The sequence below is a fragment of the Nonomuraea helvata genome (assembly GCF_039535785.1).
GTDB classification, from domain to species: Bacteria; Actinomycetota; Actinomycetes; order Streptosporangiales; family Streptosporangiaceae; genus Nonomuraea; species Nonomuraea helvata.
Window position 1 is genome coordinate 701603 of record NZ_BAAAXV010000012.1, and the last position, 26127, is coordinate 727729.

25 protein-coding genes are annotated in these 26127 nt (G+C 70.0%); 15 read left to right on the forward strand and 10 right to left on the reverse strand.

The annotated features are described in order from the left end of the window. Positions 1-67: 67 nt before the first annotated feature. Positions 68-775 carry an SDR family oxidoreductase gene (locus ABD830_RS53675; RefSeq protein ID WP_345003376.1) on the reverse strand — a complete coding sequence of 236 codons (708 nt, stop codon included), beginning with the start codon at positions 773-775 and terminating at the stop codon, positions 68-70. Between the two features lie 59 nt (positions 776-834). Between ABD830_RS53675 and ABD830_RS53680 the strand changes: the two genes are divergently transcribed. Then, the gene (locus tag ABD830_RS53680) at positions 835-1242 is read left to right on the forward strand and encodes a MerR family transcriptional regulator (RefSeq protein WP_345003377.1); all 408 of its coding nucleotides are present in this window, start codon (positions 835-837) and stop codon (positions 1240-1242) included. A 165-nt stretch (positions 1243-1407) separates the two neighbouring features. After that, on the forward strand, positions 1408-2712 hold the full coding sequence (locus ABD830_RS53685) for a vanadium-dependent haloperoxidase (RefSeq protein ID WP_345003378.1): 1305 nt from the start codon (positions 1408-1410) through the stop codon (positions 2710-2712). A 246-nt stretch (positions 2713-2958) separates the two neighbouring features. Here the strand turns inward: ABD830_RS53685 and ABD830_RS53690 are convergent, their stop codons facing one another. Further along, positions 2959-3546, reverse strand: a complete 588-nt coding sequence (locus tag ABD830_RS53690; RefSeq protein ID WP_345003379.1) for a TIGR03086 family metal-binding protein — start codon at positions 3544-3546, stop codon at positions 2959-2961. Positions 3547-3622: 76 nt separating this feature from the next. Here ABD830_RS53690 and ABD830_RS53695 point away from each other — a divergent pair, with 76 nt between their 5' ends. Next, complete coding sequence (locus ABD830_RS53695; RefSeq protein WP_345003381.1) at positions 3623-4111, forward strand: MarR family winged helix-turn-helix transcriptional regulator; 489 nt, start codon at positions 3623-3625, stop codon at positions 4109-4111. 227 nt (positions 4112-4338) lie between these two features. Beyond that, positions 4339-5736 (forward strand): MFS transporter, encoded by a 1398-nt coding sequence (locus ABD830_RS53700; protein ID WP_345003382.1) that lies wholly within the window; start codon positions 4339-4341, stop codon positions 5734-5736. Between the two features lie 118 nt (positions 5737-5854). Here the strand turns inward: ABD830_RS53700 and ABD830_RS53705 are convergent, their stop codons facing one another. Beyond that, positions 5855-8164, reverse strand: coding sequence for an ATP-binding protein (locus ABD830_RS53705; RefSeq protein ID WP_345003383.1), 2310 nt, complete (start codon positions 8162-8164; stop codon positions 5855-5857). A 159-nt stretch (positions 8165-8323) separates the two neighbouring features. On the opposite strand from ABD830_RS53705, the gene ABD830_RS53710 reads away from it, so the two are divergent. Next, positions 8324-8806 carry a nuclear transport factor 2 family protein gene (locus tag ABD830_RS53710; RefSeq protein WP_345003384.1) on the forward strand — a complete coding sequence of 161 codons (483 nt, stop codon included), beginning with the start codon at positions 8324-8326 and terminating at the stop codon, positions 8804-8806. 54 nt (positions 8807-8860) lie between these two features. Here ABD830_RS53710 and ABD830_RS53715 read toward each other — a convergent pair whose 3' ends face one another. Further along, entirely contained in the window at positions 8861-9256 is a 396-nt protein-coding gene (locus tag ABD830_RS53715) for a RidA family protein (RefSeq protein WP_345003480.1), read from the reverse strand. A gap of 136 nt (positions 9257-9392) precedes the next feature. Here ABD830_RS53715 and ABD830_RS53720 point away from each other — a divergent pair, with 136 nt between their 5' ends. The 4 genes from ABD830_RS53720 (at position 9393) to ABD830_RS53735 (ending at position 12449) form a co-directional block, all read left to right on the forward strand. After that, positions 9393-10367: a helix-turn-helix transcriptional regulator gene (locus ABD830_RS53720; protein WP_345003385.1), complete on the forward strand. Its 975-nt coding sequence runs from the start codon at positions 9393-9395 to the stop codon at positions 10365-10367. A gap of 237 nt (positions 10368-10604) precedes the next feature. Beyond that, positions 10605-11555 (forward strand): SPFH domain-containing protein, encoded by a 951-nt coding sequence (locus tag ABD830_RS53725; RefSeq protein WP_345003386.1) that lies wholly within the window; start codon positions 10605-10607, stop codon positions 11553-11555. A 5-nt stretch (positions 11556-11560) separates the two neighbouring features. After that, entirely contained in the window at positions 11561-11818 is a 258-nt protein-coding gene (locus ABD830_RS53730; protein WP_378520867.1) for a type II toxin-antitoxin system antitoxin, read from the forward strand. Beyond that, positions 11793-12449: a GPP34 family phosphoprotein gene (locus ABD830_RS53735; protein ID WP_345003387.1), complete on the forward strand. Its 657-nt coding sequence runs from the start codon at positions 11793-11795 to the stop codon at positions 12447-12449. The genes ABD830_RS53730 and ABD830_RS53735 overlap by 26 nt, the downstream gene beginning before the upstream one ends. Before the next feature lie 686 nt (positions 12450-13135). Here the strand turns inward: ABD830_RS53735 and ABD830_RS53740 are convergent. The 4 genes from ABD830_RS53740 to ABD830_RS53755 all read right to left on the reverse strand — a co-directional run bounded on the left by ABD830_RS53740 (position 13136) and on the right by ABD830_RS53755 (position 18621). Next, positions 13136-13339 carry a response regulator transcription factor gene (locus ABD830_RS53740; protein ID WP_425567283.1) on the reverse strand — a complete coding sequence of 68 codons (204 nt, stop codon included), beginning with the start codon at positions 13337-13339 and terminating at the stop codon, positions 13136-13138. A 49-nt stretch (positions 13340-13388) separates the two neighbouring features. Further along, on the reverse strand, positions 13389-13850 hold the full coding sequence (locus ABD830_RS53745; protein WP_345003388.1) for a histidine kinase: 462 nt from the start codon (positions 13848-13850) through the stop codon (positions 13389-13391). Positions 13851-14317: 467 nt separating this feature from the next. Then, positions 14318-18091 (reverse strand): nSTAND1 domain-containing NTPase, encoded by a 3774-nt coding sequence (locus ABD830_RS53750; RefSeq protein ID WP_345003389.1) that lies wholly within the window; start codon positions 18089-18091, stop codon positions 14318-14320. Between the two features lie 197 nt (positions 18092-18288). After that, the gene (locus ABD830_RS53755) at positions 18289-18621 is read right to left on the reverse strand and encodes a hypothetical protein (RefSeq protein ID WP_345003391.1); all 333 of its coding nucleotides are present in this window, start codon (positions 18619-18621) and stop codon (positions 18289-18291) included. Positions 18622-19543: 922 nt separating this feature from the next. Between ABD830_RS53755 and ABD830_RS53760 the strand changes: the two genes are divergently transcribed. The 4 genes from ABD830_RS53760 (at position 19544) to ABD830_RS53775 (ending at position 23230) form a co-directional block, all read left to right on the forward strand. Then, positions 19544-20086 (forward strand): hypothetical protein, encoded by a 543-nt coding sequence (locus ABD830_RS53760; RefSeq protein ID WP_345003392.1) that lies wholly within the window; start codon positions 19544-19546, stop codon positions 20084-20086. Between the two features lie 374 nt (positions 20087-20460). Next, positions 20461-21666, forward strand: a complete 1206-nt coding sequence (trpB, locus tag ABD830_RS53765; RefSeq protein WP_345003393.1) for a tryptophan synthase subunit beta — start codon at positions 20461-20463, stop codon at positions 21664-21666. Continuing rightward, positions 21663-22478 (forward strand): tryptophan synthase subunit alpha, encoded by an 816-nt coding sequence (gene trpA, locus ABD830_RS53770; protein WP_345003394.1) that lies wholly within the window; start codon positions 21663-21665, stop codon positions 22476-22478. The genes trpB and trpA overlap by 4 nt, the downstream gene beginning before the upstream one ends. Then, positions 22475-23230: a GntR family transcriptional regulator gene (locus tag ABD830_RS53775; RefSeq protein ID WP_345003395.1), complete on the forward strand. Its 756-nt coding sequence runs from the start codon at positions 22475-22477 to the stop codon at positions 23228-23230. The genes trpA and ABD830_RS53775 overlap by 4 nt, the downstream gene beginning before the upstream one ends. A gap of 54 nt (positions 23231-23284) precedes the next feature. Here ABD830_RS53775 and ABD830_RS53780 read toward each other — a convergent pair whose 3' ends face one another. Continuing rightward, positions 23285-23620, reverse strand: coding sequence for a hypothetical protein (locus ABD830_RS53780; protein ID WP_345003396.1), 336 nt, complete (start codon positions 23618-23620; stop codon positions 23285-23287). A gap of 224 nt (positions 23621-23844) precedes the next feature. After that, a complete protein-coding gene (locus ABD830_RS53785) occupies positions 23845-24579 on the reverse strand; it encodes a VOC family protein (protein ID WP_345003397.1) in 735 nt (244 codons plus the stop codon). A 273-nt stretch (positions 24580-24852) separates the two neighbouring features. Here ABD830_RS53785 and ABD830_RS53790 point away from each other — a divergent pair, with 273 nt between their 5' ends. Both ABD830_RS53790 and ABD830_RS53795 read left to right on the forward strand, forming a co-directional pair. Then, positions 24853-25386 (forward strand): PadR family transcriptional regulator, encoded by a 534-nt coding sequence (locus tag ABD830_RS53790; protein WP_345003398.1) that lies wholly within the window; start codon positions 24853-24855, stop codon positions 25384-25386. Then, on the forward strand, positions 25383-26123 hold the full coding sequence (locus ABD830_RS53795) for an ABC transporter ATP-binding protein (RefSeq protein WP_345003399.1): 741 nt from the start codon (positions 25383-25385) through the stop codon (positions 26121-26123). The genes ABD830_RS53790 and ABD830_RS53795 overlap by 4 nt, the downstream gene beginning before the upstream one ends. Positions 26124-26127: the final 4 nt, after the last annotated feature.

Here is a 26127-nt window from a genome sequence, read left to right on the forward strand (position 1 = left end):
CGGGCTGGACGAGCCGGCCGGTGGCCTGGCTGCCGAGTGCGGTTCACGTACGGGCCAGGCCTGAAGGTCAGGCCGTGAGGGCAGCCGCTGCTTCCCGGTAGACGACGCTCGGGTCCTCGGACAGCCACGTCTTCACCTGGCGGCTCCAGGCGTCGGCGAGCACCTCTGGCCGGTGTGCCTCGATGCCGTCGAGGGCTGCCGCGACGATCGCCTCGGGGGCGGTCTTGTCGCCGTCGTACCAGGCCATCATGTCGGTGTCCGCGGCACCCAGGTGCAGGCCTGCCACCAGGGTGCGCTGGTCGGCCAGCTCCAGGCGGACGCTGTTGGTGAGCGCCCATTCGGCGGCCTTGGCCGCGTGGTAGGCGCCCGCGCCGTTGTAGGCGAGCCAGGAGAGCGCGGACAGGACGTTGAGGATCGCGCCGTCGGCCAGTTGGGGCGCGAAGGCGCGGATCACGTTGAGGGTGCCGTAGAAGTGGGTGTCCATCTCGCGGCGGATCGTGTCCAGGTCGCCGCTGATGAGGTTCGCGCCGGTGGAGATGCCCGCGTTGTTGATGACGATCTTGACGTCGGGCGCCGCGGCGGCCGCGGCGGCGACCGACGCCGGGTCCGTGATGTCCAGGCGCAGCGGGATGACTCCGGGTACGTCGATGAGGTCGGGACGGCGGGCGGTGGCGTACACCTTGCCGGCGCCGCGGTCGAGGAGGGAAAGGACGAATTGCCGGCCCAGGCCCCGGTTGGTGCCGGTGACCAGCACATGTGCTCCGTTGATCTGCATGCCGGATAGACTAAAACCTGACGTTGACGTCAGAGGCAAGTGTTGTGAGGGAGGTCACGGTGCGCATCGGCGAGTTGGCGGGGCGGTCGGGCGTCAGCGTGCGGGCCCTGCGTTACTACGAGGAGCAGGGGCTGCTGGAGGCGGACCGGAGCGAGTCCGGGCAGCGTCACTATCCCGAGTCGGCGGCCGACCGGGTTCAGCTGATCCAGATGCTCTACTCCGCCGGCCTGTCCAGCCGGACGATCGCCGAGCTGCTGCCGTGCGTCGACGCCAAGGTCAGTACACCCCAATCGCGTGCCCGGCTGGCGGCCGAGCGTGACCGCATCGACGCCCAGATCGCCGCGCTTGCCCGTACCCGTGACCGCCTGGACGCGGTCATCGCCTGCGCCGGAAGCCCGGCCAGCGGCTGCGCGTGGATCTCGGGCCAAGACGTCGCCGCGGAGGCGAGTCACTCCGCGACGCCATGATCGCCGCCCTATCAGCCCTTGCTGACTTACTTGGTCCTCGCGATACCGTCAGCGGCCGGTGGACGGGAGCGGAGAAGGTTCGGAGAGGTCACGCTCGAGCTGGGTGATGAGCGCCGTGTTGTTCGCGCGCTGGCTCGATCGTGGCGGTCGGAGTAATTTCCCATCATGGTCAAATTACGTTACCCCGGATGGGCAGGCGTCCTCCCGCGCAAGGCCGTTCGCTTATCCGTCGCCGGAGTCATCGCTGTCGGATTCCCGATCGGACTCGGCTCGTCATTCGCGAACGCGTCGACATCGAATACGCCTCCCAATGCCGTCATCACCTGGGACATAAATGCCCAGACCGCGATATGGGATATTGCCGGTCAGCAACCGCAGGTCCAGGCGCGCAGCTTCGCGATGGTGCACGGAGCCGTTTACGACGCCGTAAACGCGATCGCCGGCACTCCCTATCAGCCGTACCTGATCGCGCCACCTGCCGATGGGACCGAGTCGACGGACGCGGCCGTCGCGACCGCGGGCTTCCTGGTGCTGAACGCTCTGTTCCCCGAACAGCAAGCGAGGCTGAAGACGCAGTACGACGAGGCGCTGGCCGCGATTCCCGGCGGTACCGCCAAGCAGCGCGGTATCGCCGTGGGCACTCAGGCGGCCTCTGCGATGAACGCCGCACGGCAGAACGACGGAGCGTTCGGAAACCAGACCTGGACCGTGGGCACCCAGCCCGGCCAGTGGCGGCCGGCGCCACCCACGTTCGCCTCCGACGGAGCCTGGGTCGGTGACCTCAGACCGTTCCTTATTCGCAACGCTTCCATGTTCCGCACGTCCGGCCCGCCATCGCTCACCAGCCACCGGTACGCCCGGGACTTCAACGAGGTCAAGACCATCGGCTCGGCGACCAGCACGGTCAGGACGTCCGACCAGACACAGGCCGCGATCTGGTGGCACGACCGGCACCTGGCCGAATGGGAGATCAAGCGCCAGCTGGCGACCAAGCGGCAACTGAACACGTTGCAGACGGCGCGGATGTTCGCGATGGTCGACCTGGCCGAAGCCGACGCCACGATCGCCTGCTACAACGAGAAGGCCGCGTGGAACTTCTGGCGGCCGGTCACCGCGATCCGCCTGGCCGACACCGACGGCAATCCGGGAACGGCGGCCGATCCCGACTGGACGCCATTGCTCGTCACACCACCGCACCCCGACTACACGTCCGGACATACCTGCTTCACAGCGGCGAGCATGTCGGCGTTGGCGAATTTCTTCGGCCGCGACGACATCCCCTTCAGCGGGTACAGCGCCGCCTCGGGTACCACCAGATATTTCCGCAGTTTCTCGCAGGCGCTCGCCGAGGTCATCGAAGCCCGCATCTGGGGCGGAATCCATACCCGAACGGCCGACGTCCAAGGCGCGAAGATCGGCAAGAAGGTCACCGCTTACATGGTCGCGCACTACTTCAAACCCAAGGAGTAATGACCTCGGCATCCGGGAGACCTCACTGCGAAGCCGTACACGCGACGGCCGGCAGGCCCGGAAGGCGGCGCCGGAGGCGCCTTGCGCCGAGCCCGCCGTCCGGCGCGAGCTGCGCGGTCCCTCGCCGAAATCGATCGTGTCACCGTCCTCCAGCTCGCGGTCCACGCGGCACGGGGGCGCGGCGGGCAGCACATCAGCCGGCTCTCGGCCGCCCGCCCCGGCCGTCGCCGATCAGGCCGGTCATTTTCACCTGGGCCAGCTCGGTGAGCGGCCCAGGATGGCCACGATCTCGTCCAGGGGCGACCCGCCCGGCCAAGGGAGCGCCGGAGCGAAGGCCGCGCCGGGCGCCAGGCGCGCCTCGCCGCCGGGTACGGCTCTCGCCACCGCGAGGGCGACGTCCAGCAGGTCCGGCGGGAACTCGACCTCGACACCCAGTGCCTTGGCCAGATCCCAGGAGTGCACCACGTAGTCGATGAAGTGAAAGCTGATCGCCTGCGCAGCGGGGAAGGGACTCCCGCCTGCGAACTCGGGCAGCGGGAACCTGCGCTGCAGCACGCCGTCGGCGGCGAAGGCCGCCATGACATGTTCGGCTGAGGCGCGATAGCTCGCCACCGGGTCGCCGCCGAGCGAGCGCAGCTTCCACCGGGCGAGATCGCCGTCCCCCCTGGATGCCGCTGCGAAGCCATAGTGCTGCGTGGCCATGTGCGCGAGCAGACCGTACACGGTCCATCCGAGACAGGGCGTCGGACGGGACAGGTCCGCGGACTGCACTCCAGCCGCCAGCTCGACGCTGGTGCGGACGGCCTGCGCGTCGAGTGCGACAAGCTCGGTCACTCCTACTGCTTCATTCATATGCATTCACATATGATGTGCATGCGCTTATTATCTGTCAAATGGGTATCTTGGACCCGTGACGGGCCGCCGCGACCTCGCCGAGATGATGCATCCGCTCTTGCAGTCGCTCATCGCAGCGGAACTACCGGTGCTGGCGGCGCACGGCGTCTCCATGTGGGGCTACACCGTGCTCGGCGCCCTGGACGACGGTTCGGTACGCACCCAAGCGGCCTTGGCCGAAGCGATCGGCGCCGACAAGACCCGCATCATCGGCACCCTTGACAAACTGCAGACAGCCGGGCTGATCACCCGTGAACCAGACCCTCATGACCGCCGCGCGAGGATCCTCACGATCACCGACGCGGGCCGCGAAGTGCGGAGATCCGTGCGGGCCGAGATCCAGTCCAACGAGGAACGTCTGCTCGCACGCCTGCCCGAGGCCGACCGCCACGGCTTCCTCCGCGCCCTGCAGGCGCTCTACCAGCTACCACGCGAACAGATCACCGAGAAGTCTCCGCTTGACCGGCGGCCCACTCGCCGCTCGAACACAGCTCACGACCGCTGACCTTCCTCTCCTCGTCCTGCTCGCCCTTCGCCTCCTGCCGGCCGTCGGACTCGACGCCCGTGCCCGTGGCCCGGCCAGGCCGCCTTCGGCGGTGCCGGGTGCCGTTGATCCGTAGCCGGTCCGAAGGGATCCATAAGCCCGCCACTCCAGTGTGAGGACAGCAACCGTTCACCGCGCTGCGGTGTTCTTGCCGACGTTCTTCCCCTCCCCCGGTCACTGGAGCTCTCATGACTACCCGCCGCTGGGCGGCCCTGCCCGTGCTGCTGGTCGCGGTGTTCGTGACCACCCTGGACTTCTTCGTCGCGAACCTGGCCGTCCCGTCCATCCGCGCCGATCTGCGGGCGGGCGACGCCTCGGTGCAGTTCGTGATCGCCGGGTACGGGCTGGCGTACGCGGCCGGGCTGATCGCCTCCGGGCGGCTCGGCGACCTGTATGGGCATCGGCGGGTGTTCCGTTTCGGGCTGGCGCTGTTCACGCTGGCGTCGGCGGGGTGCGGGCTCGCGAGCGGAGCGGTCTGGCTGGTGGTCGCCAGGGTGGTGCAGGGCGGCGCGGCGGCGCTGCTCGCGCCGCAGGTCCTCACGCTGATCGGGGAGCTTTACCGGGGCGCCGACCGGGCCACGGCCTTCCGCTGGTACGGCACGGCCGTCGGCCTGGCCGGGCTGAGCGGCCAGGTGATCGGCGGTGCGCTGGTGGCCGCCGATCACCTGGGGTTGGGCTGGCGGGCCTGCTTCCTGGTGAACGTGCCTATCGGCGCGGCCGCGCTGGCCGTGACCGGACGCCTGATCCCCGCGCCATTGCCGTCACCGATACGGCCGGCCGGACTCGATGTGGGCGGGGCCGTGCTCGTGGCCGCCGGGTTGGTGGCGGTCGTGCTGCCGCTGATCGAGGGCCGCGAACAAGGCTGGCCGGCGTGGGCTTGGTGGTGCCTGGCCGCCTCCGGCCCGATCCTGGTCACGTTCGTCCGCCGGCAGCGGCGGTTGGCGGACTCGGGGCGGACCCCGCTGCTCGACCTCGACGTGTTCACGGACAAGGCGTTCGCCTTGGGCCTGGTCGCCGTGGCGCTGCTCTTCGGCACCTCGGCCGGCTTGTCGTTCGTGCTCGCCCTCTACCTGCAGGACGGCCTCAGCCTCGGCCCGCTCGCCGCCGGAGCCGTGTGCACCGCGCTCAACGCGGGCTTCTTCGTCGCCTCGCTCCGCCCACGACGCATCGGCGCACCCGTGCTGCTGCTCGGGCTGTGCCTCCTGTACGACGTGGTGGCGCGCGCGGCGCCGCCGTACCAGGTGGCCATGGCCCTCCTCGTGGTCGGGGCCGGGATGGGGCTGCTCATGTCGCCGCTGCTCTCCTCAGTGCTGTCAGCCGTACGCCCCGAGCGGGCGGGAGCCGCGGCCGGGATGCTCGGTACCGTTCAGGAGACCGGGGGTGTGCTCGGCGCAACGATCACCGGCGCCGTCTTCTTCGGCGCGCTCGACGGTGGTGACTGGCGGGCCGCGACACTGGCCGGGCTGTCCGTGCTGGTCGCGAGCGCGTCAGGGGTGCTGGCCTTTGCCGCGCTGCGCCCGCGCGCCCGGACCCCGGTGGCGGCGAGGGTGTGCGCGCAGCACGCTCGCCACGGTGGGGACGGGTGATTCTGCGGGATGTTCGATGAATCGTCGTCGATGAAGACAGCGCCGGCGCGTATGAGAGCGACCAGTGGCATGGCGGATCGGTTCGATGGGGTCGGGCGCTGGTCGCGTCACGCGGCCGTCACCGGTGGCTGCTGACCCAGGCCGCGATCTGAACCCTGGACGTGAAGCCCAGCTTGGTCAGGATGCTCTCGACGTGACCTTCGGCGGTGCGTTGGGCGATGAGCAGCTTCGCGGCGATGTCCTTGTTGCTCAATCCCGCGGCGATGAGGGCGGCAACCTCTCGCTGTCTGGGGGTGAGCATGGCCGCCTCGCCGGGCTCCGCTTCCTGGCGGGGTGCGGGAGGCCGCTCCCTGGCGTCCAGCGCGTAGTCGACGGCCTGCTCGGTGGTGAGCTCGATGCCGCGCTGGAACGCGGCGGAGTAGCCGGAATGGCCCAGGGACATGCGCAGCTGCGTCTCGCACAGGTTGTGGAAGTCGGCGAACGGCCGAAGCGCCGGCAGCGAGGTGCCCATCGCCTGCCAGACCGTGCTTGCGGCGCCGAACAGCCGGGCCGCGCGCTCGTCCCGGCCGTCGGCCGCTTCGACCCAGGCCAGCACTTCGAGGCAGGTGGCGACACCCCACCGGTCGTCCATCGATCCCATGATCTCCAGGCCGTTCCTGACCAGGTCGGAGGCCCGGTCCTGCTCGCCCCTGAACCACCGTGCGAGGCCGACGACCCACAGCGCGTTGGACTTCGACAGGTAGGCGCTCCGGGCCTCGCACATCGCCAGGCACTCGGCGGCGAGCGAGTCCGCGCGGTCGTCGTCCCCGGCGCTGGAGTAGGCGATGACCAGGTGGAACAGGGTCATCCACACGCCGTCCTGGTCACCGTTGGCCGCGTGGCGCTCCCGCGCCTCGAGCAGGAGCCCGATCGCTTCGCCCGTGTCACCCCGGAGATAGGCGGTCAGCCCGGAGAAGTGCGCGACGGACGCGAGGGCGACCCGGTCGTCGAGCCGCCGCGCCAGCTCGCGGCACTCGTCCAGCAGCGGCGTGGCCGCGTTCAGGTCGGCCTGTCTGAGAGCGAACCAGGCGTCCACCCACAGCGCCTTGGCCCGGGCGGCGGTGGGCTGCCCGTCCAGCTCCAGCGCACGCTCCAGCCAGTGGCGGCCCTCGCCGAAGGACCCGGCGAAGAACACCCAGTAGTTCCACAACGCCGCCACGATCTCCAGGGCGTGTCGCGCCTCGCCGGGCTCGCGGAGGCAGAAGTCCAGCGCGGCCCGCAGGTTGGCGTGGTCGTGCCGCAGCCGGGCGATCCACTCCGCCTGGCGCGGGCCGAACCAGTCGGCCTCCGCCCGCTCGGCCAGGTCGCGGAAGTGGTCGCGGTGCCGGCGGCGCGAAGCCATCTCCTCCCCCGACTCGGCCAGGACGTTCTGGCCGTACTGGCGGATGATCTCCAGCAGCCGGTACCGGGAGTGCGTGACGTCTTCGCCGCGCACCAGGATCGACTTGTCCAGAAGTGACATCACCAGGTCGAAGATCTGCTCCCGCGGCAGGCCGTCGCCCGCGCACACGTGTTCGGCGGCCTCCAGATCGAACTCACCGGAGAAGACCGACAGCCGGGCCCACAAGAGCCGCTCCTGCGGGGTGCACAGATCGTAGCTCCAGCCGATCGCCGCCCACATCGTCTGGTGCCGGGGCACCAACGCGCGGTACGCCAGAGCACGGGTGTCGAGCCGCTTGAGGATCTGCGTCACGGTCAGTGCCCGCAGCCGGGCCGCGGCCAGCTCGATGGCCAGCGGGATGCCCTCCAGACGCCGGCAGAGCGCGGTCACCGCCTCCGCGTTGGTCTCCGTCACCGTGAAACCGTTCCGCACAGCGGCGCCCCGCTCGGCGAACAGCCTTACCGCATCGGACTGCATCAGGGCCGCCGGCGGCTGGCCCGGCTCCGGGACGGCCAGCGGGGGCACGGCCAGCACGTACTCACCTTCGACGCCCAGGATCTCCCGGCTGGTCACCAGGATCCGCAATCCGGGGGCGGCGCCCAGCAGCTTGCCGGCAAGCATGGCGGCCGCGTACGTCAGGTGCTCGCAGCCGTCGAGCACCAGCAGCAACTGCTTGTCCTCCAGGAACTCCACCAGGCCCGACAGCGGGCGCTGGAGTGACTCGTCGCGCAGGCCCAAGGCGTCGGCCACGGCCCGCGGGAGCAGCTCTCCGTCCTGGAGCGGGGCCAGCTCGACCAGCCACACGCCGTCGCGGAAGGCCCTCCGGGCCTCGGCCGCGACACGCAGCGCCAGCCGGGTCTTGCCCACCCCACCGAGGCCGGTCAATGTCAGCAGGCGCGTGTCGGCAAGCAGCCGCCTGGCCCGTGACAGCTCCTGGCGGCGGCCGACGATCCCTGTCGGCTCGACGGGCAGGTTACCGGCGGGCCGTTCTCGCATCACTACGGCCATGGTTAACAGTAGGTTTCACCTGCGAACCAGGTCAAACGTTTCCCCAGCTCAACCGGGGTGCCCGGCCACAGCGTCGCTACACAACCAGCGCAAAGGGTAGGCTCCGACGTTGCCGGGACCCGCAGTGACACGCCTCACGCCGGGTTCTACAGTCGGATCATGCAGCCGGCCATCACCCCCGACGTCATTGATCGCGCCGCCGCCGCCGCGTTCGTCGAGAAGTTCAAGGACTGCTGGCAAACGCCCGATCTGCGCAAGCACGAGGCACTGTGGAGCGACCAGATCGTCCTCACGCAGCCGCTGCTGGGCACGCTGCGAGGACGCGACGAGTGCCGCGCGGCGTTCGCCCGGCTCTTCGAGCTCGTCCCGGACATCCACGCGACCGTCCACCGCTGGAGCGCCGGCAACGACGCGATCTTCATCGAGTTCACGCTCAGCGGCACCTTCGGCGGCCGCGAACTGGCCTGGACGGCGGTCGATCGCTTCGCGCTCGTCAACGGGCTGATCGCCGAACGGATCTCCTACTTCGACTCGGCGCCGCTCGCCCTGGCGATGGCCGGGCGGCCACGCGGCTGGCGGCGACTGCTGGGCACACGCTTCGTCCCCCGCTTCGAACGCTACGTCCAGGACCCCGGCTCCTGACGCCTACTGTCTCGTGCCGCCCCCGGCAGTCCTGCCGGAGGCGGCGAGATCACATCACGCGACGGCGGTTCCCTCAAGCTCCACCATCAGGTCGGGGATCGCCAGCCGTGTCACCCCGAGCATCGTGGTGGACGGCGCCACCCCGGCGGCGCCCAACCGCGCCGCCAGCACGCCGTAGTGCTCGAAGAGCCGGTCGACGTCGGTTGCGTAGACGTTGAGCCGGACGAGGTTCGCGAGGGACATGCCGGCCTCGTCGAGCACGGCCTCCAGGTTGTCGAGGCTCAGCGCCAACTGCGCCGCCATGTCACCGGCATGCTGGGGTTTGCCGTCGCCGCTCATCGCGGTCTGCCCGGAGCAGTACAGGGTCCGGGTGTGCCCGGAGACGACCTCACCCTGGTTGTACCCCAGCTCCACCGACCACGCCCACGGGTTGACCGCCGTTCGCTCCATTGCCATATCAGCCCCATTCGGTTCGTCGACATCACGTACGTCCATCGGCTCGGCAGCCGCCGGCCTTCTGGTCGCGTCGATGAGCCTCCCAACAAATCACGACATCCTGTGTCGTGTATTTCTGTAGAGTTCTCGCATGCGCGCCGACCGGTTGGTCTCGCTGGTGCTGCTGCTGCGCCAGCACGGTCGGCTGTCCGCGGCCGCGCTGGCTCGCGAGCTGGAGGTATCCACCCGCACGGTGCTGCGCGACATCGAGGCGCTGTCCGCAGCCGGCGTCCCGGTCTACGCCGAACGCGGCCGGCACGGCGGTTTCGCGTTGTTGCCCGGCTTCCGGACCGAGCTCACCGGGCTGAACCCCGACGAGGCCCTCGCCCTGCTGGTCGCCGGATCACGGCGCGGCGCGCAGGCCTTCGGCCTCGGCTCGGCACTCGCTTCGGCGATGCTCAAGGTGGTTGACGCGCTGCCCGAAAGCTATCGGGACACCGCGGCCGGCGCGGCCGAGCGACTGCTCATCGACCCGGAGAGCGACCTCCTCTCGCGTCGGCTGGTCGCCGAGGAGGTGCCTGACGCCATAGCGGCCGAGGTCCTGCGCGCGGTGTTCGCCGGGCACAAGTTGCAGATCCACTACGCGGCGGTGGGCCGGACCCCCGAGTGGCGCACGGTGGACCCGATCGGCCTGGTCACCGTACGCGACCGGGGTTACCTGCTGGCCACGAGGTCTGGCGCGGACCGCACCTACCGGCTGTCCCGGATCCTGGCCGCCAAGGAGCTCGCCGAACCCGCACAACGACCGGACCGGGTCGATCTGGACCGGGCCTGGCAGGAACGCAGCACGCGGTTCCGTACCGGCGGCGACCAGGTCACCGTGCTGGTACGGCTGGACCCGGCGCGGCGCGAGGACCTGGTGGGCACCGCGCTGGCCGTCCTCACCGAAGAAGCCGACTCAGACGGCTGGCTGCGGCTGGAGGCCACCTTCCAAGATCCGAGACACGCCGTATGGGCGCTGTGGCAGCTCGCCACGTACGCGGAAGCCCTGGCCCCGCAGTGGTTGCGCGACTCCCTGCACAACCGCGCCACCGCGATCGCCGCCCGCTACGGAGCGTCATCCTGATCAGCGGCAGCCCGCACCTGGCCGCCGCGCACCACTAATCCTGCAAGTCACTGGCCTGCATCGGCTGCCGGACGCTCTCATCTGACGCCCCGGAGCAGGCGCCGGCAGGCGCGACGCTCGCGCTCGCCCCACCTCCGCGCGGGTCAGTGCGAGGCCCTGAAAACCCGGCCTTCCACAGTAACGGAAAAAGTGATATCACTTTGCTATCAGGATGGAGTCGCGTAGAAGGGACGGACGATGGCGAACACATCGGGCGAGGCCGCACTTGAGGCCGCCGTCGTGGACATGCCCGCACCGCGCACGAGCGAGCGCCCGGTGCGGGCGGCCAACGGGTTCGTGATGCTGGGGGTGGCGACGGCGCTGGACCTGGCCGGGATCGCGCTGCTCGTCGTGGGGATCGTCAGGCTCGCCTCGGGGGCCGGGCAGGGCGGCATGTGGGTGGTCATCGCGAGCGGCCTGATGATCCCGCTCGGGGTCTTCATGTACTTCGGCCTCACCGCGGTGGCGCCGGGCGAGGCCAGGGTGGTGCAGCTGCTCGGCCGGTACGTCGGCACCCTGCGCACTCCCGGCTTCCAGTGGGTCAACCCGATCACGGTGCGCCGGCGGGTGTCCACGAGGATCCGCAACCACGAGACGGACGTGACGAAGGTCAACGACGCGGACGGCAACCCGATCCAGATCGCGACCGTGATGGTCTGGCAGGTGCAGGACACCGCGCAGGCGGTCTTCGAGGTGGACGACTTCGTGGAGTTCGTGGCCATCCAGGCGGAGACGGCCGTGCGGCACATCGCGGGCACCTACCCGTACGACGCGCACGGCGAGCCCAGGCTGTCCCTGCGGGACAACGCCGACGAGATCAACGAGCGGCTGTCTGCGGAGATCGCGGCCAGGGTGTCGTCCGCCGGGGTGAAGGTCATCGAGTCCCGCATCATCCACCTGGCGTACGCGCCCGAGATCGCCCACGCCATGCTGCGCCGCCAGCAGGCGGGCGCGGTGGTGGCGGCGCGGCAGCGGATCGTCGAGGGGGCGGTCGGCATGGTGGAGATGGCCCTGGCCAGGCTCGCCGAGCACGACGTGGTCGAGCTGGACGAGGAGCGCAAGGCGGCCATGGTCAGCAACCTGCTCGTGGTGCTGGTCGGCGACCGCGACACCCAGCCCGTGGTCAACACGGGCACGCTCTACCAGTAATCACCGTGGAGCGGAAGAAGATCCTGCTGCGGCTGGACCCGGTGGTTCACGACGCGCTGGCCAGGTGGGCGTCCGACGAGCTGCGCAGTACGAACTCCCAGATCGAGTTCCTGCTGCGCAGGGCTCTGTCCGAGGCCGGACGCCTGCCCGACGGGGTGGGGCGGATGCGCCCTCGCGGACGGCCGAGGAAGGCGCCGGAGGACGGCACAGATCAGGAAGAAGAACAGGAGCGGGCGGATGGAGACGCAAGTGAAGCAGGGTGAGTCACTGACCCGATCGGCCTTCCTGCTGGCCTTCGACCTGCGGAAGGAGAAGCTGCCTCAGTGGGGCGAACTGGGCTGCCTGCTGCGCGCGGCCACCCTCGCCGAGCTGCTGCTGGCGGGCAACCTGGCGGACGAGGCGGGCAAGGCGCGAGCTCTCACCGCCCCGGCCGCCGAGCCGGGTTCCCTGCGGGCCGTGGTCTGGGAGCAGATCTCGACCTCACCGCCCCGCTCGTGGCGGCGTTGGGTACAGAAGGACGCCGCCAAGGCGGTCCGCGTGGTACGCGACGAACTGGCGGCCGCCCGGATGATCAACGTGGAACGGCGCCGGATCCTGCTGTTCCCGGTCGAGCGGATCACGCCGCGCAAGGCGTACCTGTCGCGCAGGCTGGCCGAGCGCGTCGGCCGGGCCATCCGCGGCGGCCAGCCGATTGGGCACCTGGACGAGGACGTCCGCGTCCTGGCGGCGCTTGCCGCGGCGGCCGAGCTCAAGACGGTGGTTCCCTCCTGGCGAGAAATGCGTCTGCGCCGGGACCGGATCCGGCAGCTGTCCGCGTCCATCGAGCCGATCGCCACCGCATTGCGCGACAGCGCCGAGGCGGCCAGGGTGGCGGCGGCGACCGGAGAGGGCTGACACGACGCATCACGGCAGCTCCCACCGCCGGCTCTCGGAGAAGCATCGGCTTCCCAGTTCGCCCGGGCCGTCATGGCTTGACATGTCTGGTGCGAACGATCAGGTCAAGAAGGCTGGTTGTCCCGCAAGTGCCATGGCAAGACAACCGGCTCGGCCGGGAGATCTCCCCCGGTCAAACGATCCATCAAGGGAACGAGTCCCGCCGGCACGATCAGTTCGGTCGCCGAGGCGAGCTCGTACGACGTCCACCCATGGAAACGGTCGGTCACCGCGCGTGCCTCTCCAGCTCGCTCTCAGCCAGATCGGTCATCAACAACACATTGTTCGCACACACGTTCTGGCGAGAAATCGGGTGCGAGGGGGAACGCCTCACTGTCGGTCCAGGCGGAAGGGTTACCGACATCGGGTTCGACTCCTAGCACACGTCGAGAGCCTGAACACGAGCTCCACCAGCCGGAGGGAGCTCTTCCCGGGGACGACTCTCCAGGTATCGCCCAAGCCCACCACCGCCACCGCGGTCTCCCCCAGGTGCACGTCCTCGAAGAGAGCTGATCACAGCCACCATCAACGCACCGCAGACCCCGGGCAGGGGGTCAGGGCATCGACGGGACGGCTCAGGCCGGCCACGGTGATCAGCCGGGCGAGGGTTTCGGCACAGTCGGCGCGCGGCCCGAGCCGGCGGATGGTCAAGGTGTATCGCGGGTGACAAGGCCGTGTTCGTGGGCGTAAATCGCGGCGTGCACGCGGGTCCGGAGGCCGAGTTTCGTGAGAATCCGGTTGACGTGCGTTTTGACCGTGCCTTCCTCGATGGTGCATGCGGCGGCTATCTCGCCGTTGCTCATTCCGCGGGCCAGAAGGCGCAGCACGTGGTGTTCGCGCGGGGTCAGCAGGTCGAATCAGGTGTGGCGGGGCGCGGCGACAGCGCGGCGAAGCGGCTGATCAGGCGGCCGGGTGCTCGTCGAGCGTCCGCAGCAGGCCGCGTACCTCGGTGAGCGCCGACTGCGACAGGTCCGAGATCGTCTGCAGGGCCTGCTTCGCGGGCGCGTCGCCGGGCGCGCGCCGCGCCGCCGCGGCCTGCAGCCGGATCGCGGTCAGGTGGTGGCCGACGCTGTCGTGCACGTTCCTGGCCAGCCAGGTACGCTCCTCGGCCAGTACGCGTTCAGCCTCGGCCCGCTGCAATCGCAGCGACTGGTCGGCCCGATCCCGGTGCAGCCGCAGCGCGTAGCCGGTGGCCACGGGCGCGATGCTCATGATCACTATGCTGGTCGGCTCCGGGACGCCGTCGCCCCCCAGCACCGCCAGGGTGCCGAGAACCCAGCACGAGGAGACCGCCAGCACCAGGCCCGGACGCCGCGGCCGGTGGTAGACGGCCGCGCAGAACAGGGCCATCGTGACCAGCATCCCCCTCCCAGCGGTGCAGTTGCGCCATCCCGGCCAGCACGATCACCGCGGACGTCACCGCGGCGGCCAACGGCAGCACGCGCCGGATGAGCAGAGGGAGGCTGACACCGGCGCTGAAGACGATCAGAAGCGGGACGTCGGCCGGGACCGGCCCTTTCAGCGCCGCGGCGCGATGGTGGGGTCTGAGTAGGCGCCTGGTCCAGGCACATCCGAGGTCGTCCAACTCCCGATGGGATCGCTGTCGAGGTTGTAGGCGAACCACAGGTCAACGCCGTACCTGAAAGCGATGGCGGTGGCTCCAGCTCCATTGAGTATGGGCTGCGGGGGGACAGCGAGGGCAGCAGTGCTCGGCGCGACGGCAATGATGAGTGTTGACGCGAAACACACAGCGATACACCGGCGGAGGAATCCCACGAAAACTCCTTCACGAAGAGTGCTCGGTCGGATGCGGTTCTGAACAGCCGAGGTCAAGGGGATGGTTCGAGGTAGATCCTGCGTTCTTCGGGGGTCAGTTCGCGGATGGTGCGCTTGGCGGCGAGTGCCTGGACCTGCTGCATGGGACCGCATACCTCGCAGTGCCAGATCCGTACCGTGGCGTCGTCGTAGGTCGAGAGCAGTTGCCACCCGTCCGGGCTGAACTTCACGGAATTGACCGTGGTCCCGGAGCCGCTGAAGACCACTGGCTCGCGGCCCTCGGGCGGCCTCCAGATCCGCACGGTGTTGTCATTGCCACTGCTGATGACCTGCTGCCGGTCCGGGCTGAAGCCGACGCTCCACACCACGCCCTGATGGCCGCGCAGGACGATCGGGTCGCCGGTCCCGTCGGTGTTCCAGATGCGGATCGTGCCGTCGTTGCCTCCGCTGACCAGCCGCCGCCCGTCCGAGTCGAAGGCGAGGCACCACACCAGGCCTTGGTGGCCGCGCAGCATCACAGGTCGACCGGTCCCGTCGGCGTTCTGGATCAGGATCGTGCCGTCCACGCCTGCGCTCGCCACTCGCCGCCCGTCGGGGCTGAACCCGACATACCGGACCTGGCGCTGGGGGCTGTCCATGACGACCGGCGCTCCGGTCCCGTCCGTGTGCCAGACCCGTACGGTGCCGTCGTCACCTCCGCTGACCACCCGCGTGCCGTCCGGGCTGAAGGCGGCGTTCCACACGTTTCCCCTGTGGCCGCGCAACACGACGGTCTGGCCGGTCCCGTCGGCGTGCCAGATCCGTACCGTGCTGTCAGCGCCTGTGCTCGCCAGTCGCCGCCCGTCCGGGCTGAAGGCGACTCCGAGGACGTCCGCCTTGTGGCCGCGCAGCACCAGCGTGTCACCGCTGCCGTCGATGTTCCGGACGCGGATCGTGCCGTCGATACCGGCGCTGGCGACGCGTCGCCCGTCCGGGCTGAACGCCGCGTCGTACACGGTCCCCCCGCTATGACCTCGCAGGATCACCGCGTCACCGGTGTACGCCACGTCCCACAGCCGCATCGTCCCGTCATCGCTCGCGCTCGCCAGCGTGCGCCCGTCCGGGCTGAACGACGCGTTCCACGTCGTACCACGATGGCCGCGCAGAACGAGCGGGTCGATGTTGCTGGCCATGTTCCAGATCCGGACCGTGCCGTCGTTGCCCACGCTGGCGATCCTCCGGCCGTCGCGGCTGACCGCCGCACCCTCCACCGTGCCGTCGTGCCCGCGCAGCACTGCCGGTGCGTGCTGTCCGGTCACGTCCCACACCCGCACCGTGCCATCGGTACTGCCGCTGACCAGGTTCCGCCCGTCCGGGCTGTACTGCAGTCCTTCCACGGAATTCTCGTGGCCGCGCAGCACGACCGTTTCCGCCTTGCCGGCCGGGTCCCAGATCCTTACGGTGCCGTCGCCGCCGCTGCTGGCCAGTCTCCGCCCGTCCGGGCTGAACACGACCTGCAGAGCCCGCCCATCGTGGCCGCGCAGCACCTGGGGAGCACCGCCTCCTGCAGCCGAGCCGCCGGTCCACCTGCCGCCATCCGGCGCTTTCCAGATCCGCACCGTGCCGTCGTCCCCGGCACTTGCCAGACGTCGCCCGTCGGGGCTGAACGAGACGCCCCACACCGGACCACGGTGGCCGCGCAGCACCAGCGGACCGCCACCGCCGGCCCAGTCGGACACGCTGACCGTTCCGTCGATGCCGCCTGTCGCCACGTAGCGTCCCTCCGTGCTGAACACGGGGTTCCACGCCTCACCGGCATGGTCGTGCAGCACCACCGGATCGCCGGTGGGCAGCCCCTGTGCGGACACCTGCCAGACCCGTACGGTGCCGTCCCCGCTGCCGGCGGCCAGATGCCGCCCGTCCGGGCTGAACGCGACGCCGCAGACCTTGCCCCCAGCGAGGGGCACGATGAGCCGGATCCGCGAGTCGACGGTGGCCTGCCGGAGCACCGCCGTGGCCTCCTCCGTCGGGCTGACCGCGTATGCCCGCCGGGCCAGCAGCAGTCCGAGCTGCGGGTCCAGCTGGAGCTGGCCACGCGCGTTCGCCGCCAACTGGCGGGAGTACGCGAGATCTCGCTCCTTCTCCGCCCGGTTCGCGTTCACCAGCGCCATCACGGCCAGCGCTCCGACCACGGTCGCCACCGCCACCAGGCTGATCAGAGCCGCGCGCACCCGACGGCCCGCTGCCGCCCGCTCCCGGCGCGCGCGTACCCTGCTGGCTGCCAGGAACGCGTGTTCCAGGTCGTTGAGCCGGTCGAGCGCGCGGTCCTCCCAGGCCGCCAGCCGCGTTCCCCGGTACAGCAGCTCGTCCTCGCGCCCGTGCTGCTCCCACTCGGTGGCGGCGTCGGTGAGCCGCCGCTGGAGCCGGACGAGTTCCCGGTCTTCGGCGAGCCAGCCCCGCAGCCTCGGCCAGGAACGGATCACCGCCTCGTGAGCCACCTGGACGCTGTCCTCGTCGACGGTGAGCAGCCGCGCCGCCGTCAGCCGGGACAGTACGGCCTTCATCGCCGCCCCGTCCGGCCCCGCCAGCAGTTCCTCCGGCGGGACGCGCCTGCGCGTGTCCTCGGTTCCCTGCCCCAGCGCCGTCAGGCGGAGGAACGCGTTCCTGGCCAGATCTCGCTCACCGGCGTCGAGCCCGTCGTAGATCTGCTCGGCGGTCTGCGCGATGGCGCCCTGGATACCTCCTGCTTCCCGGTACCCCGCCAGCGTCAACGTGCCGCTTTTGCGGCGCTTCCACGTCTCCAGCAGGGCGTGGGAGATCAGCGGCAGCGCGCCGGGCTCACCTCGTGCGTCGCTGAGGATGGTCTCGACGAGCGCCCGCTCGACCTTGAGCTCTGCCCGGAGCGCCGGGCCGATGATCACCTGTCGGAGGTCGTCGTCCTCCATGGGACCGATCAGCAGGTGCCGGTCGCGCAGCATGGCCACCAGCGGCGGGTGTTCGGCGCAGCGGGCGTAGAAGTCCGCGCGGATTCCCAGGACGACGCGGGCTCGATCGTTGGTCTCCTCCGCCGCGGCGAGCAGCGAGTCCAGGAAGAGGGTTCTCTCCTTCTGGTCGTCGCAGAGGCTGAAGACCTCCTCGAACTGGTCGACGACGATCACGATGCGCGCGCTCTTGGGCCTGCCCGCCAGTATCTGACCGATCGCCAGCCGGACGTTCGAAGGGTTGGCCACCAGGTCGGCGTACAGGGAGGGGGCGGAGGTTCCGCTGAGGCTGGCCAGGCCCACCGCGAGTTCGTCCAAGGGGTGCGCGCCTGGCGTGAGAAGGAGCGTCGGGCGGTCCTGGCCTTCCGAGGCGGCGCTGTCCCGCAACGCCGGGAGCAGGCCGGCTCGAAGCAGGGAGGACTTGCCGCTTCCTGAGGCGCCGAACACCGCGAGCAGGGACGTGTCGCGTAATCGCGCGGACAGTTCGTTCACCAGCTCGCGCCGGCCGAAGAACCGGTCCGCGTCGTCAGGATCGAAGGTGACCAGGCCGAGGTAGGGCGCATCCTGGTCCATCTGATCCTCCGCGCCGGCGTCGGCGGCGGCCAGCTCCGCGGCGACCTCTCGCCAGAGTTTCTCCCAGGCCTTGGTGTCACCGCCGCAGGCCTCGACGTAGGCCAACGTGACCGCCAGCGTGGGAAAGATCCCCCCACCTGCCGCCTCGGACAGTGCGGTCACCGAGTAGTGCGCGCGCCTGGACAGTTCGCGGTAGCTGGAGCGAGAGGCCCCGGCGCGTAACTGTCTCAGCTCGTGCGCGAACCGCTGTAACGGGCCCGCGTCAGGGTCAAGCGGCCGTTCCGGTCGTCCCATGAACCCGCCCCCATGGCCGAACGATCGCCGGTTGTCATTCTGCGAAGATCGCCGCTTGACAACCGGAATCGACTATAGCCATCGGGGGGTGATTACGCGATGAACCGCCCGTCCTGCCCCCTAGGGTAGACGGGCGGCTCCAACGCGATTTACGCCCGGGTAGCCGGCGACAGCCTGGGACTGGGCTGGATCCGGCCTTACAGGTCGTAGTGCCGGTCGGTCTTGCCATTGCTTGGGTTGTAGGTGCAGTAGTAGTCGATGCCGGTTTGTGAGTGCAGGTAGGCCGCTCTGTTCAAGCAGTCGTAGCAGCTTTCGTAGTTCGGGGGCACCCACACGCTGTTCGGGTTGGCCTCTGTCCTGAGGTGGCATCGGTTCGGGGCGAAGAGCGTGGCGGTCGCGCTGCTCGACGAGGTGCTCGCGGTCGAGGCGTACGACAAGCCGGGTACGGAGGTGATGACAGCGGTGGCGAACATGGCTGCCGTCACAAGGCCCAGACCGCTCGCGAGCTTCCTGCGGGACTGTCGTTCCATGTCGATTCCCTTCGTCGGGTGAATCGGTAAGCCGTATCCCCTGGTCTAGCGGTCCCGAAGTTGTCCAGCACGCGTACGGCGTGCTGGACAAACAACTCTTCGGGGGCAGGTCGGCTTGGAACTTCTGACAGGCGGAACGCATTTCTTTGATATGCGTGTGCGGTGACATCGGTGGAGCGGACGGCCTATCGGGTGTCCCGTCGATTGATGACGGCGTGTGAGCCGAATGCCTTCGCTGGGCCGGTGGCTCCCTCTTGTCCGGAGGCGGCGGTCAAGACGCTGATGTTCGCCTACCTGGCCGAGGAGCTGCGCGCCGGGGACATCGGCCAGGGTGTCACCTGCTGTGGCGGATCGCCGCCCGTACAGCGGTGTAGATGACGACCCAGAGAGCCGCCAGGGGGATGAGAAACATGATGATGATCTCGACCAAACCGACGTTAGGCATGCCCGCAACATAAGGGGCCGTGGTTGGAGAACGCTTGACGATCACTTGCCGGGAGCCGGCTCCCCGCCATCCCGGCGTCCTGGGATCGAGGAACGCGGGGACAGCCATGGGCGGCGAGATCCTTGCGTCGCGTGTCGAGACCTCCGTCGACCACCAGGCCGAAAAGACCGAAGAGATCGTTGCGGGAGTCAATACCCAGGGGTCGCCGGCTCCTGCCGCGCGAGTTCCTCGGGCAACGATTTCATCGCGACCAGCTCCACCCCGCGCGGTAGGACGTCCCCGCCCATGGCCCCTCAACGTCCCGAGTCACCTGGCCCCTGGAGGGGGCAGGGGCCACGCCCGTCGTGGATTCGGATGCGGGATGATATTCGGCCTGACAGCATGACGCAGTGCTCATGGACGGCGACCGATGGGACTTCGGCGATGGTGGCGGACTCGTACCTGGTGTTGGCCCCTCCGGTGCAGGGGCCTGACCTTGTGAACGACATTGATGATCTATTGGTGGAGCTCGAGGAGCAGGAGGGAATCGACCTCACCTACGACGCGCTGGTACCGCGCACCGCGCATGTGATCGAGCATCGGTACCGGGACCCGGAGGGGACCGTGTGGCTGTCCGTGGCGAACGACAGCAAAACGCCGGTGGACTACCTCATGCTCACTGCTCCGGACGAAACACTGGACCGGATGGCCGCCTTTCTGAAGATGCGGCTGCCCGTGGCGAGTTTCGAAGATCTTCGGTCTCGTGCACGAGAACGAACGGAATCGGATCACGGCGCACTGGTACGGATGGCCATCGCAGCCGAGGAACCGGATCAGGAGTCGATCGCCCTCATCCGGCAGGCCTTGCACAGTTCAGACGACAACCTGACGCTGGCCGCGATCGAGGCGGCCGGCCTGACTGGCTGGCTCCATTTCCTGGATGAGCTGGTCGCCCTCTATCGCCGGCATCCCGAATCGGAGACCCGTGCGCTGGCCGGTCGGGCAGTGCAGGCGCTGATCGGGAGAAACCCCGAGGGGTGAGAACAGCATCCAGTCAAGCGATAACGCCGGTGTTCCCTGAGTCCTCTCACCGTTGCGGCCCCTGGCCCAGGGCTTCTTCCCCGGATAAGAAATAGCCCCCGAGTTCCCAACCGCCGGCCGCCTGCGACCGGCAGCTCGAAGAAGCCCTCACCCACGGCCCCGACCCTCTCCACCTCGCCGCCGTCTTCGGCCTGGACCCCAGGACCTCTGGGCGCCAGGCGCTGAGGACTGATCCGCAGGCTCGTGCGGCGATTCGCGGTCGAAGGCCCTCCTGGCTGCCGTGCCGAGCACCGGTGGTGGCGCGTCCACGCCGCCTATGCCACACTCACTGTTCTAGAACTCATCACAAAGTTATAGAACGATTGGAGCATGGCATGCGACATCTGTTGCCGTGGCGAGAGCCGGTCCCGCCGGACGGGACGATGGGCGAGCCCCGAGCGCGGGGCCGATTCGGCGAGTACGGCGGACGGTACGCGCCGGAGTCCCTGGTGGAGGCCTGCCGCGAGGTGGACGAGGCGTTCCGGGAGGCCTGGGTGGATCCGGGGTTCCGCGGCGCCCTGGCGCGACTGCTCGCCGTGCACGCCGGGCGGCCGACCCCGCTCACACCGGCCGGCCGGCTGTCGGAGGCGCTCGGCGTGCAGCTGTACCTCAAGCGCGAGGATCTCACCCACACCGGATCCCACAAGATCAACAACGTGCTGGGCCAGGCCCTGCTGGCCACCCGGATGGGACGGCGCAGGCTGATCGCCGAGACGGGAGCGGGCCAGCACGGGGTGGCCACCGCGACCGCCGCCGCGCTGCTCGGGCTGGAAGCCACGGTGTTCATGGGCGAGCGCGACATCGAGCGGCAGGCGCTGAACGTCTTCCGGATGCGCATGCTGGGCGCCGAGGTGATTCCGGTGACCACGGGCAGCCGTACCCTCAAGGACGCGACCAGCGAGGCCATGCGGCACTGGGTGGGCGCGACCGGCGACTCCCACTACTGCATCGGCTCGGTCGTCGGGCCGGATCCGTACCCATGGATGGTCAGGGAGTTCCAGCGGGTCATCGGCGACGAGGCCCGCGGGCAGTGCGCCGCCGAGCTACCGACCGGCGTCCCGGACTACGTGGTCGCGTGCGTCGGCGGCGGGTCCAACGCGGCCGGCACGTTCGCCGGATTCGCCGACACCCCGGCGCGCCTGGTCGGTGTCGAGGCGGAGGGCGGCGCCGGGGCGGCCCGCGGCCGGCTCGGCGTCCTGCACGGCTGCCGCTCGCTGTTCCTGCAGGACGACGACGGGCAGATCACCGAGGCGCAATCCCTCGCCGCCGGGCTCGACTACCCGGGAGTCGGCCCGGAGCACGCCCACCTGCGCGACCTGGGCCGGGCCCGCTACGTCACGGTGACCGACGACGAGGCGATCGGCGCGGCGGTACGGCTGGCGCGTACCGAAGGCATCCTCCCGGCGCTCGAATCGGCGCACGCCCTCGCCTGGGTGATCCGCGCGGCGGACACCGGCGACCTGCCCGCGGGATCGACGGTGCTGATGACGTTGTCCGGCCGGGGAGACAAGGACGTCTCAACCCTGAAGGAGCTGCTGTGACGAACCCCACCCTGGCCGCGGGCGCGGTCGAACGCCACCTGCGTGCCCGCCGGGACACCGGCCACGGCCTGCTCATGCCGTACGTCACCGGGGGGATCACGCCCGGCTGGACGGACTACCTGCGGGCGTTCGCCGCCGCCGGGGCGGACGCGATCGAGGTCGGCCTGCCCTTCTCCGACCCCACGCTGGACGGCGTCACCATCCAGCAGGCCAGCGGCACGGCACTGGCCCGGGGAGCGAGTACCCGCCGGATCCTCGCCGACCTGTCCGGCATGCCGGACGTGGGTGTGCCGCTGGTCGTCAGCACCTACTACAACCTGGTGCTGCACGACGGTCCCGAGGCGTTCTGCGCCGCGCTGCGCCGGGCCGGCGTCGGCGGCCTGATCGTGCCCGACCTGCCGGTGCACGAGGCGGACGAGCTGACGGACGTGGCCGCCGCCGCCGAGATCGAGCTGGCCCTGCTGGCGTCGCCGGCGACGCCGCAGCCGCGGCTGGCGGAGATCTCGTGCCGCAGCCGCGGATTCGTCTACGCGGTGTCGGTGATGGGCACCACCGGTGAACGGGCCGCCCTCGCCGCTTCGGCGGCGGAGCTCACCGAGCGGGTCAGGCGCGTCACCGACCGGCCGGTCTTGCTAGGATTTGGCATTTCCACCCCGGACCAGGCACGCGAAGCCCGCCGGCACGCCGACGGCGTGGTGGTCGGCGCCGCGGTCATGCGGCGGGTGCTCGACGGGGCTGGGCCGGACGACCTGCGGGCCTTCCTCGCGACCCTGCGGCAAGCCCTCGACCAGGAGTGTGACCGACCACGATGACCTCCGACGCCGGGCACGAGGCGAGATACCGCGCCATCGCCGCCGACCTCGCCGCGAAGATCCGGTCGGGGCACTACGCCCCCGGTGCGGCCCTGCCGCCGCAACGGGAGCTGAGCGCCTCCTACGGGGTGACCCTCATGACGCTGCGTCAGGCGTTGCGGGAGCTCAGCGACCAGCGGCTGATCGTGCAGCAGCCCGGCAGGGGTACGTTCGTCGCCCCGCCCCACCTGGCGTACCAGCTCGACTCGCTCCGCAGCCTGGTCGACGATCTGCGTAAACAGGGCCACGACGTGCGTACCGTGGTGGCCGGGCGGGCGGTGCGCCGGGCCCCCGCCCGGATCGCGGCGGAGCTGCGGCTGCGTCCCGGCGACACCGCCCTGCGGCTGGAGCGGGTCCGCGAGTTCGCGGGACGTCCCGCCGTACACCAGGTGTCCTGGGTTCGCCGGCCGGTGGCCGACCGGATCCGCGACCGCGACTTCACCGCCGTCTCCCTCTACACGGCGCTCGCCGACGCGGGAGTGACGGTCGCGCGGGCGGCCGAGGTGGTCCGGCCCGGTCTGCTCGACCCCGCCGCCGCCCGCCACCTCCACGAGTCGCAGGGCAGTCCGGTGCTCGTCAGCAGCCGGATCACCTACACGCTCGACGCCACGCCCGTGGTGTCCGACCATGCCACCATCCTCGGCAGCATGATGGAGATCCGCACCGAACGCGCCGCCACCGGCCTCTCTCTCACCTGGGGCGCCACCAGCTGAAAGCGCGGCGGACCGTCCGGCGCCGCCCCCGAGAAGGGCGGCGCCTGACGTAGCTCAGACCGCGTACCTACAGGTCAGCGCCTGACTGGCACCCTGTGCATAGCCGAGGTAGGTGTAGGTGGGGTTGAAGTACGCGCACGCGGCGGAGGCGCTTCCGCTGCCGGTGTAGGTCATGCCGGAGCCGCCGGTGCTCCAGCGGTAGCAGCTCAGGCTGCCGTTGTAGAAGCCGATGGTGGAGGAGGCGTTGACCTTGGCGGAGCAGTAATCGCCGAGCGAGGTCGGGCTGTAGGTCGCCTCCACGACTGCCGCCTGCGCTGGTGCGGCGGAGATGGACAGCGCGCCGAGACAGGCGAGCAGGGCGGTGAAGAAGGCAGGGAGACGACGAGTCACGGGGACCTCCGGTAGTAAGGCGCCGAGCCGGTGGGGTAGGGCGTCACGCGCAGCTGGAGCATGATGGAGCAGCGCGCGCATCGCGATACGCAGCATTGATCGCAGTATTAAATAGGAAAGCTTCCTATGCAATAGCTGGAGATCGGTGCGGTAATCCCCTTACCTCTCGCACGCGGCTCCTCAGGCATGAGCTCGGCACCCCGGCCCAGGCGGGAGGCTCCGCCTCAGGCCGGGCCGAGGACGCAGAACTCGTTGCCCTCCGGGTCGGCGAGGACGACCCACGGGACGTCGCCCTGGCCCACATCGGCGAGCGTCGCGCCGAGCGCCCGCAGCCGCGCCACCTCCGCCGCCTGATCGTCACCGGGGTACGGCAGCAGGTCGAGATGGACGCGGGTCCACACGTTCTTCACGGGTGTGCGGAGGAACTCCAGGTACGGCCCGACCCCCTTGGCGGAGCGCAGCCGCGCATGATCGTCGGTCACCTCGTGCAGGGTCCAGTCCATCGCCTCGCCCCAGAACCGGGCCATGGCCCGCGGATCCGTACAGTCGACCACCACCGCGGCGATCGGCCCGGTGTCCCGGTAGATCTCCCGAGGCTCCAGGACGCAGAACACGTTGCCCTCCGGGTCGGCGAGGACGACCCACGGGACGTCGCCCTGGCCCGCATCGGCAGGCGTCGCGCCGAGCTCCTTCAGACGCGCGACCAGCTCCGCCTGATGGGCCACAGAGGTGGTGGCAAGATCGATGTGCACACGGTACTTCACCGTTTGGGGGTCCGGGACGGTGACCACATCGACGCAGACGGCGGTGGGGTCCGGCCAGACGAAATCCACCGGTTCGACGTTGGTCACACCGGGCCCCTCGCTGGAAACTTCCCAGTTGAGCGCCTCCGCCCAGAACCGGCCGAGCGCCGAGTCATCCCGAGCTTTGAAATTCACCTGAACAAGTCGCAGCGCCATGCCGCCCACCCTATGCCCAAGGGCAAAACCGGAATGAACCATGCACTTTCGCCCAACTGACGGTATCGGTGGTCGGGCCGTGCGGCCCGACCACCGAGCCGTGCCCGGCCGTTGTCAGACCGCGGCCTTGTCGAGAATGGCGGCCCGGCGCGGCCTCTGCCTTTCCCTCCGTCCCTCTGCTGATGGTGGGCCGGTCCACAAGATGGCCATATATCGCGTTTTGACACCTCTCATGGGTAACCGCTATCTATTAGCCAACCGTTAGGGGGTGTCATGCAGGACGCAGTGCTGGCGATGCTCGCCAAGGAGCCGTCGCACGGGTACGACTTGCACGCTCGGCTGCGGCGCAGTCTCGGCCCACTGGGCGAGTCGATGAACCGCGGTCAGATCTATGTGACGTTGGCCCGGTTGGAGCGAGCGGGGCTCGTCGTCTGTGAGCGGGCCGACGGCCTGCCCGAGCGGCCGGAGCGCAAGGTCTACGCGCTGACGCCGGCCGGGCAGGAGCGGGTGACCGCCTGGCTGGCCGAGGTGGGCTGGCCGAAACCGGACCTGGCGGAGTTCCATCTCAAGCTCGCCGCTGCCGCCGCGGCCCGGCTGGCCGACCCGGTGGAGCTGGTGGCGGCGCAGCGCCGTGAGCTGCTGCGCCGCTTGCGTGAGGCGCAGCGGGCGGCGCTGGCCGAGCCGGCGGGATCGGGCGCCGGCCTGCTGCTGGAAGGGGTCGTGCTGCGGTTGCAGGCGGACCTGCGCTGGCTGGATGCCTGTGAGCGGGCCTGGTCGAAGGCCGATGACGAAGTCGAGGGTGGATGAACGTGTCAAGCGCCGCGGTCCGGGCCTGCGGCCTGGTGAAGACGCACGGTCAGGGGCAGAGCCGGGTCCGCGCGGTGGACGAGGTCGACCTGGAGGTGCCCGAGGGGCAGACGCTGGCCGTCATGGGGCCCAGCGGCTGCGGGAAATCGACCCTGCTGCACCTGCTGGGCGGCCTGGAACGGCCCACCGACGGCGAGGTGTGGGTGGCCGGGCGGCGCGTCGACACGCTGAGCGAGCGGGCTCTGGCGCGCATGCGGCGCCGATCGGTGGGGTTCATCTTCCAGGGCTTCCATCTGGTGGAGGAGCTGTCGGCGGCCGAGAACGTGGAGCTGCCCGCGCTGCTGGCGGGGCGCTCGCGCCGCCAGGCCAGACGGCGCACGAGCCTGCTGCTGGAACGGGTCGGGCTCGCCGACCGTGCCCGGCACCTGCCGTCGCAGCTGTCGGGCGGGCAGCGTCAGCGGGTCGCCGTCGCCCGCGCGCTGGTCAACGAACCGCTGGTCGTCCTGGCCGACGAACCGACCGGCAACCTCGACACCACGGCGACCCTCGAGGTGCTGCGGATCTTCGAAGAGCTGCGTACGGCGGGACAGACGCTGGTGATCGTCACGCACGACGAGCGGGTCGCGGCCACCGCGGACCGGCTGGTCTCGATGCGCGACGGGATGTTCGTCGACGACACGCGGCTGGCCGGCTCCCCCACGCGCGGGCTCGGCGGGCTGATCGGGCTGGAGGGCTGAACGT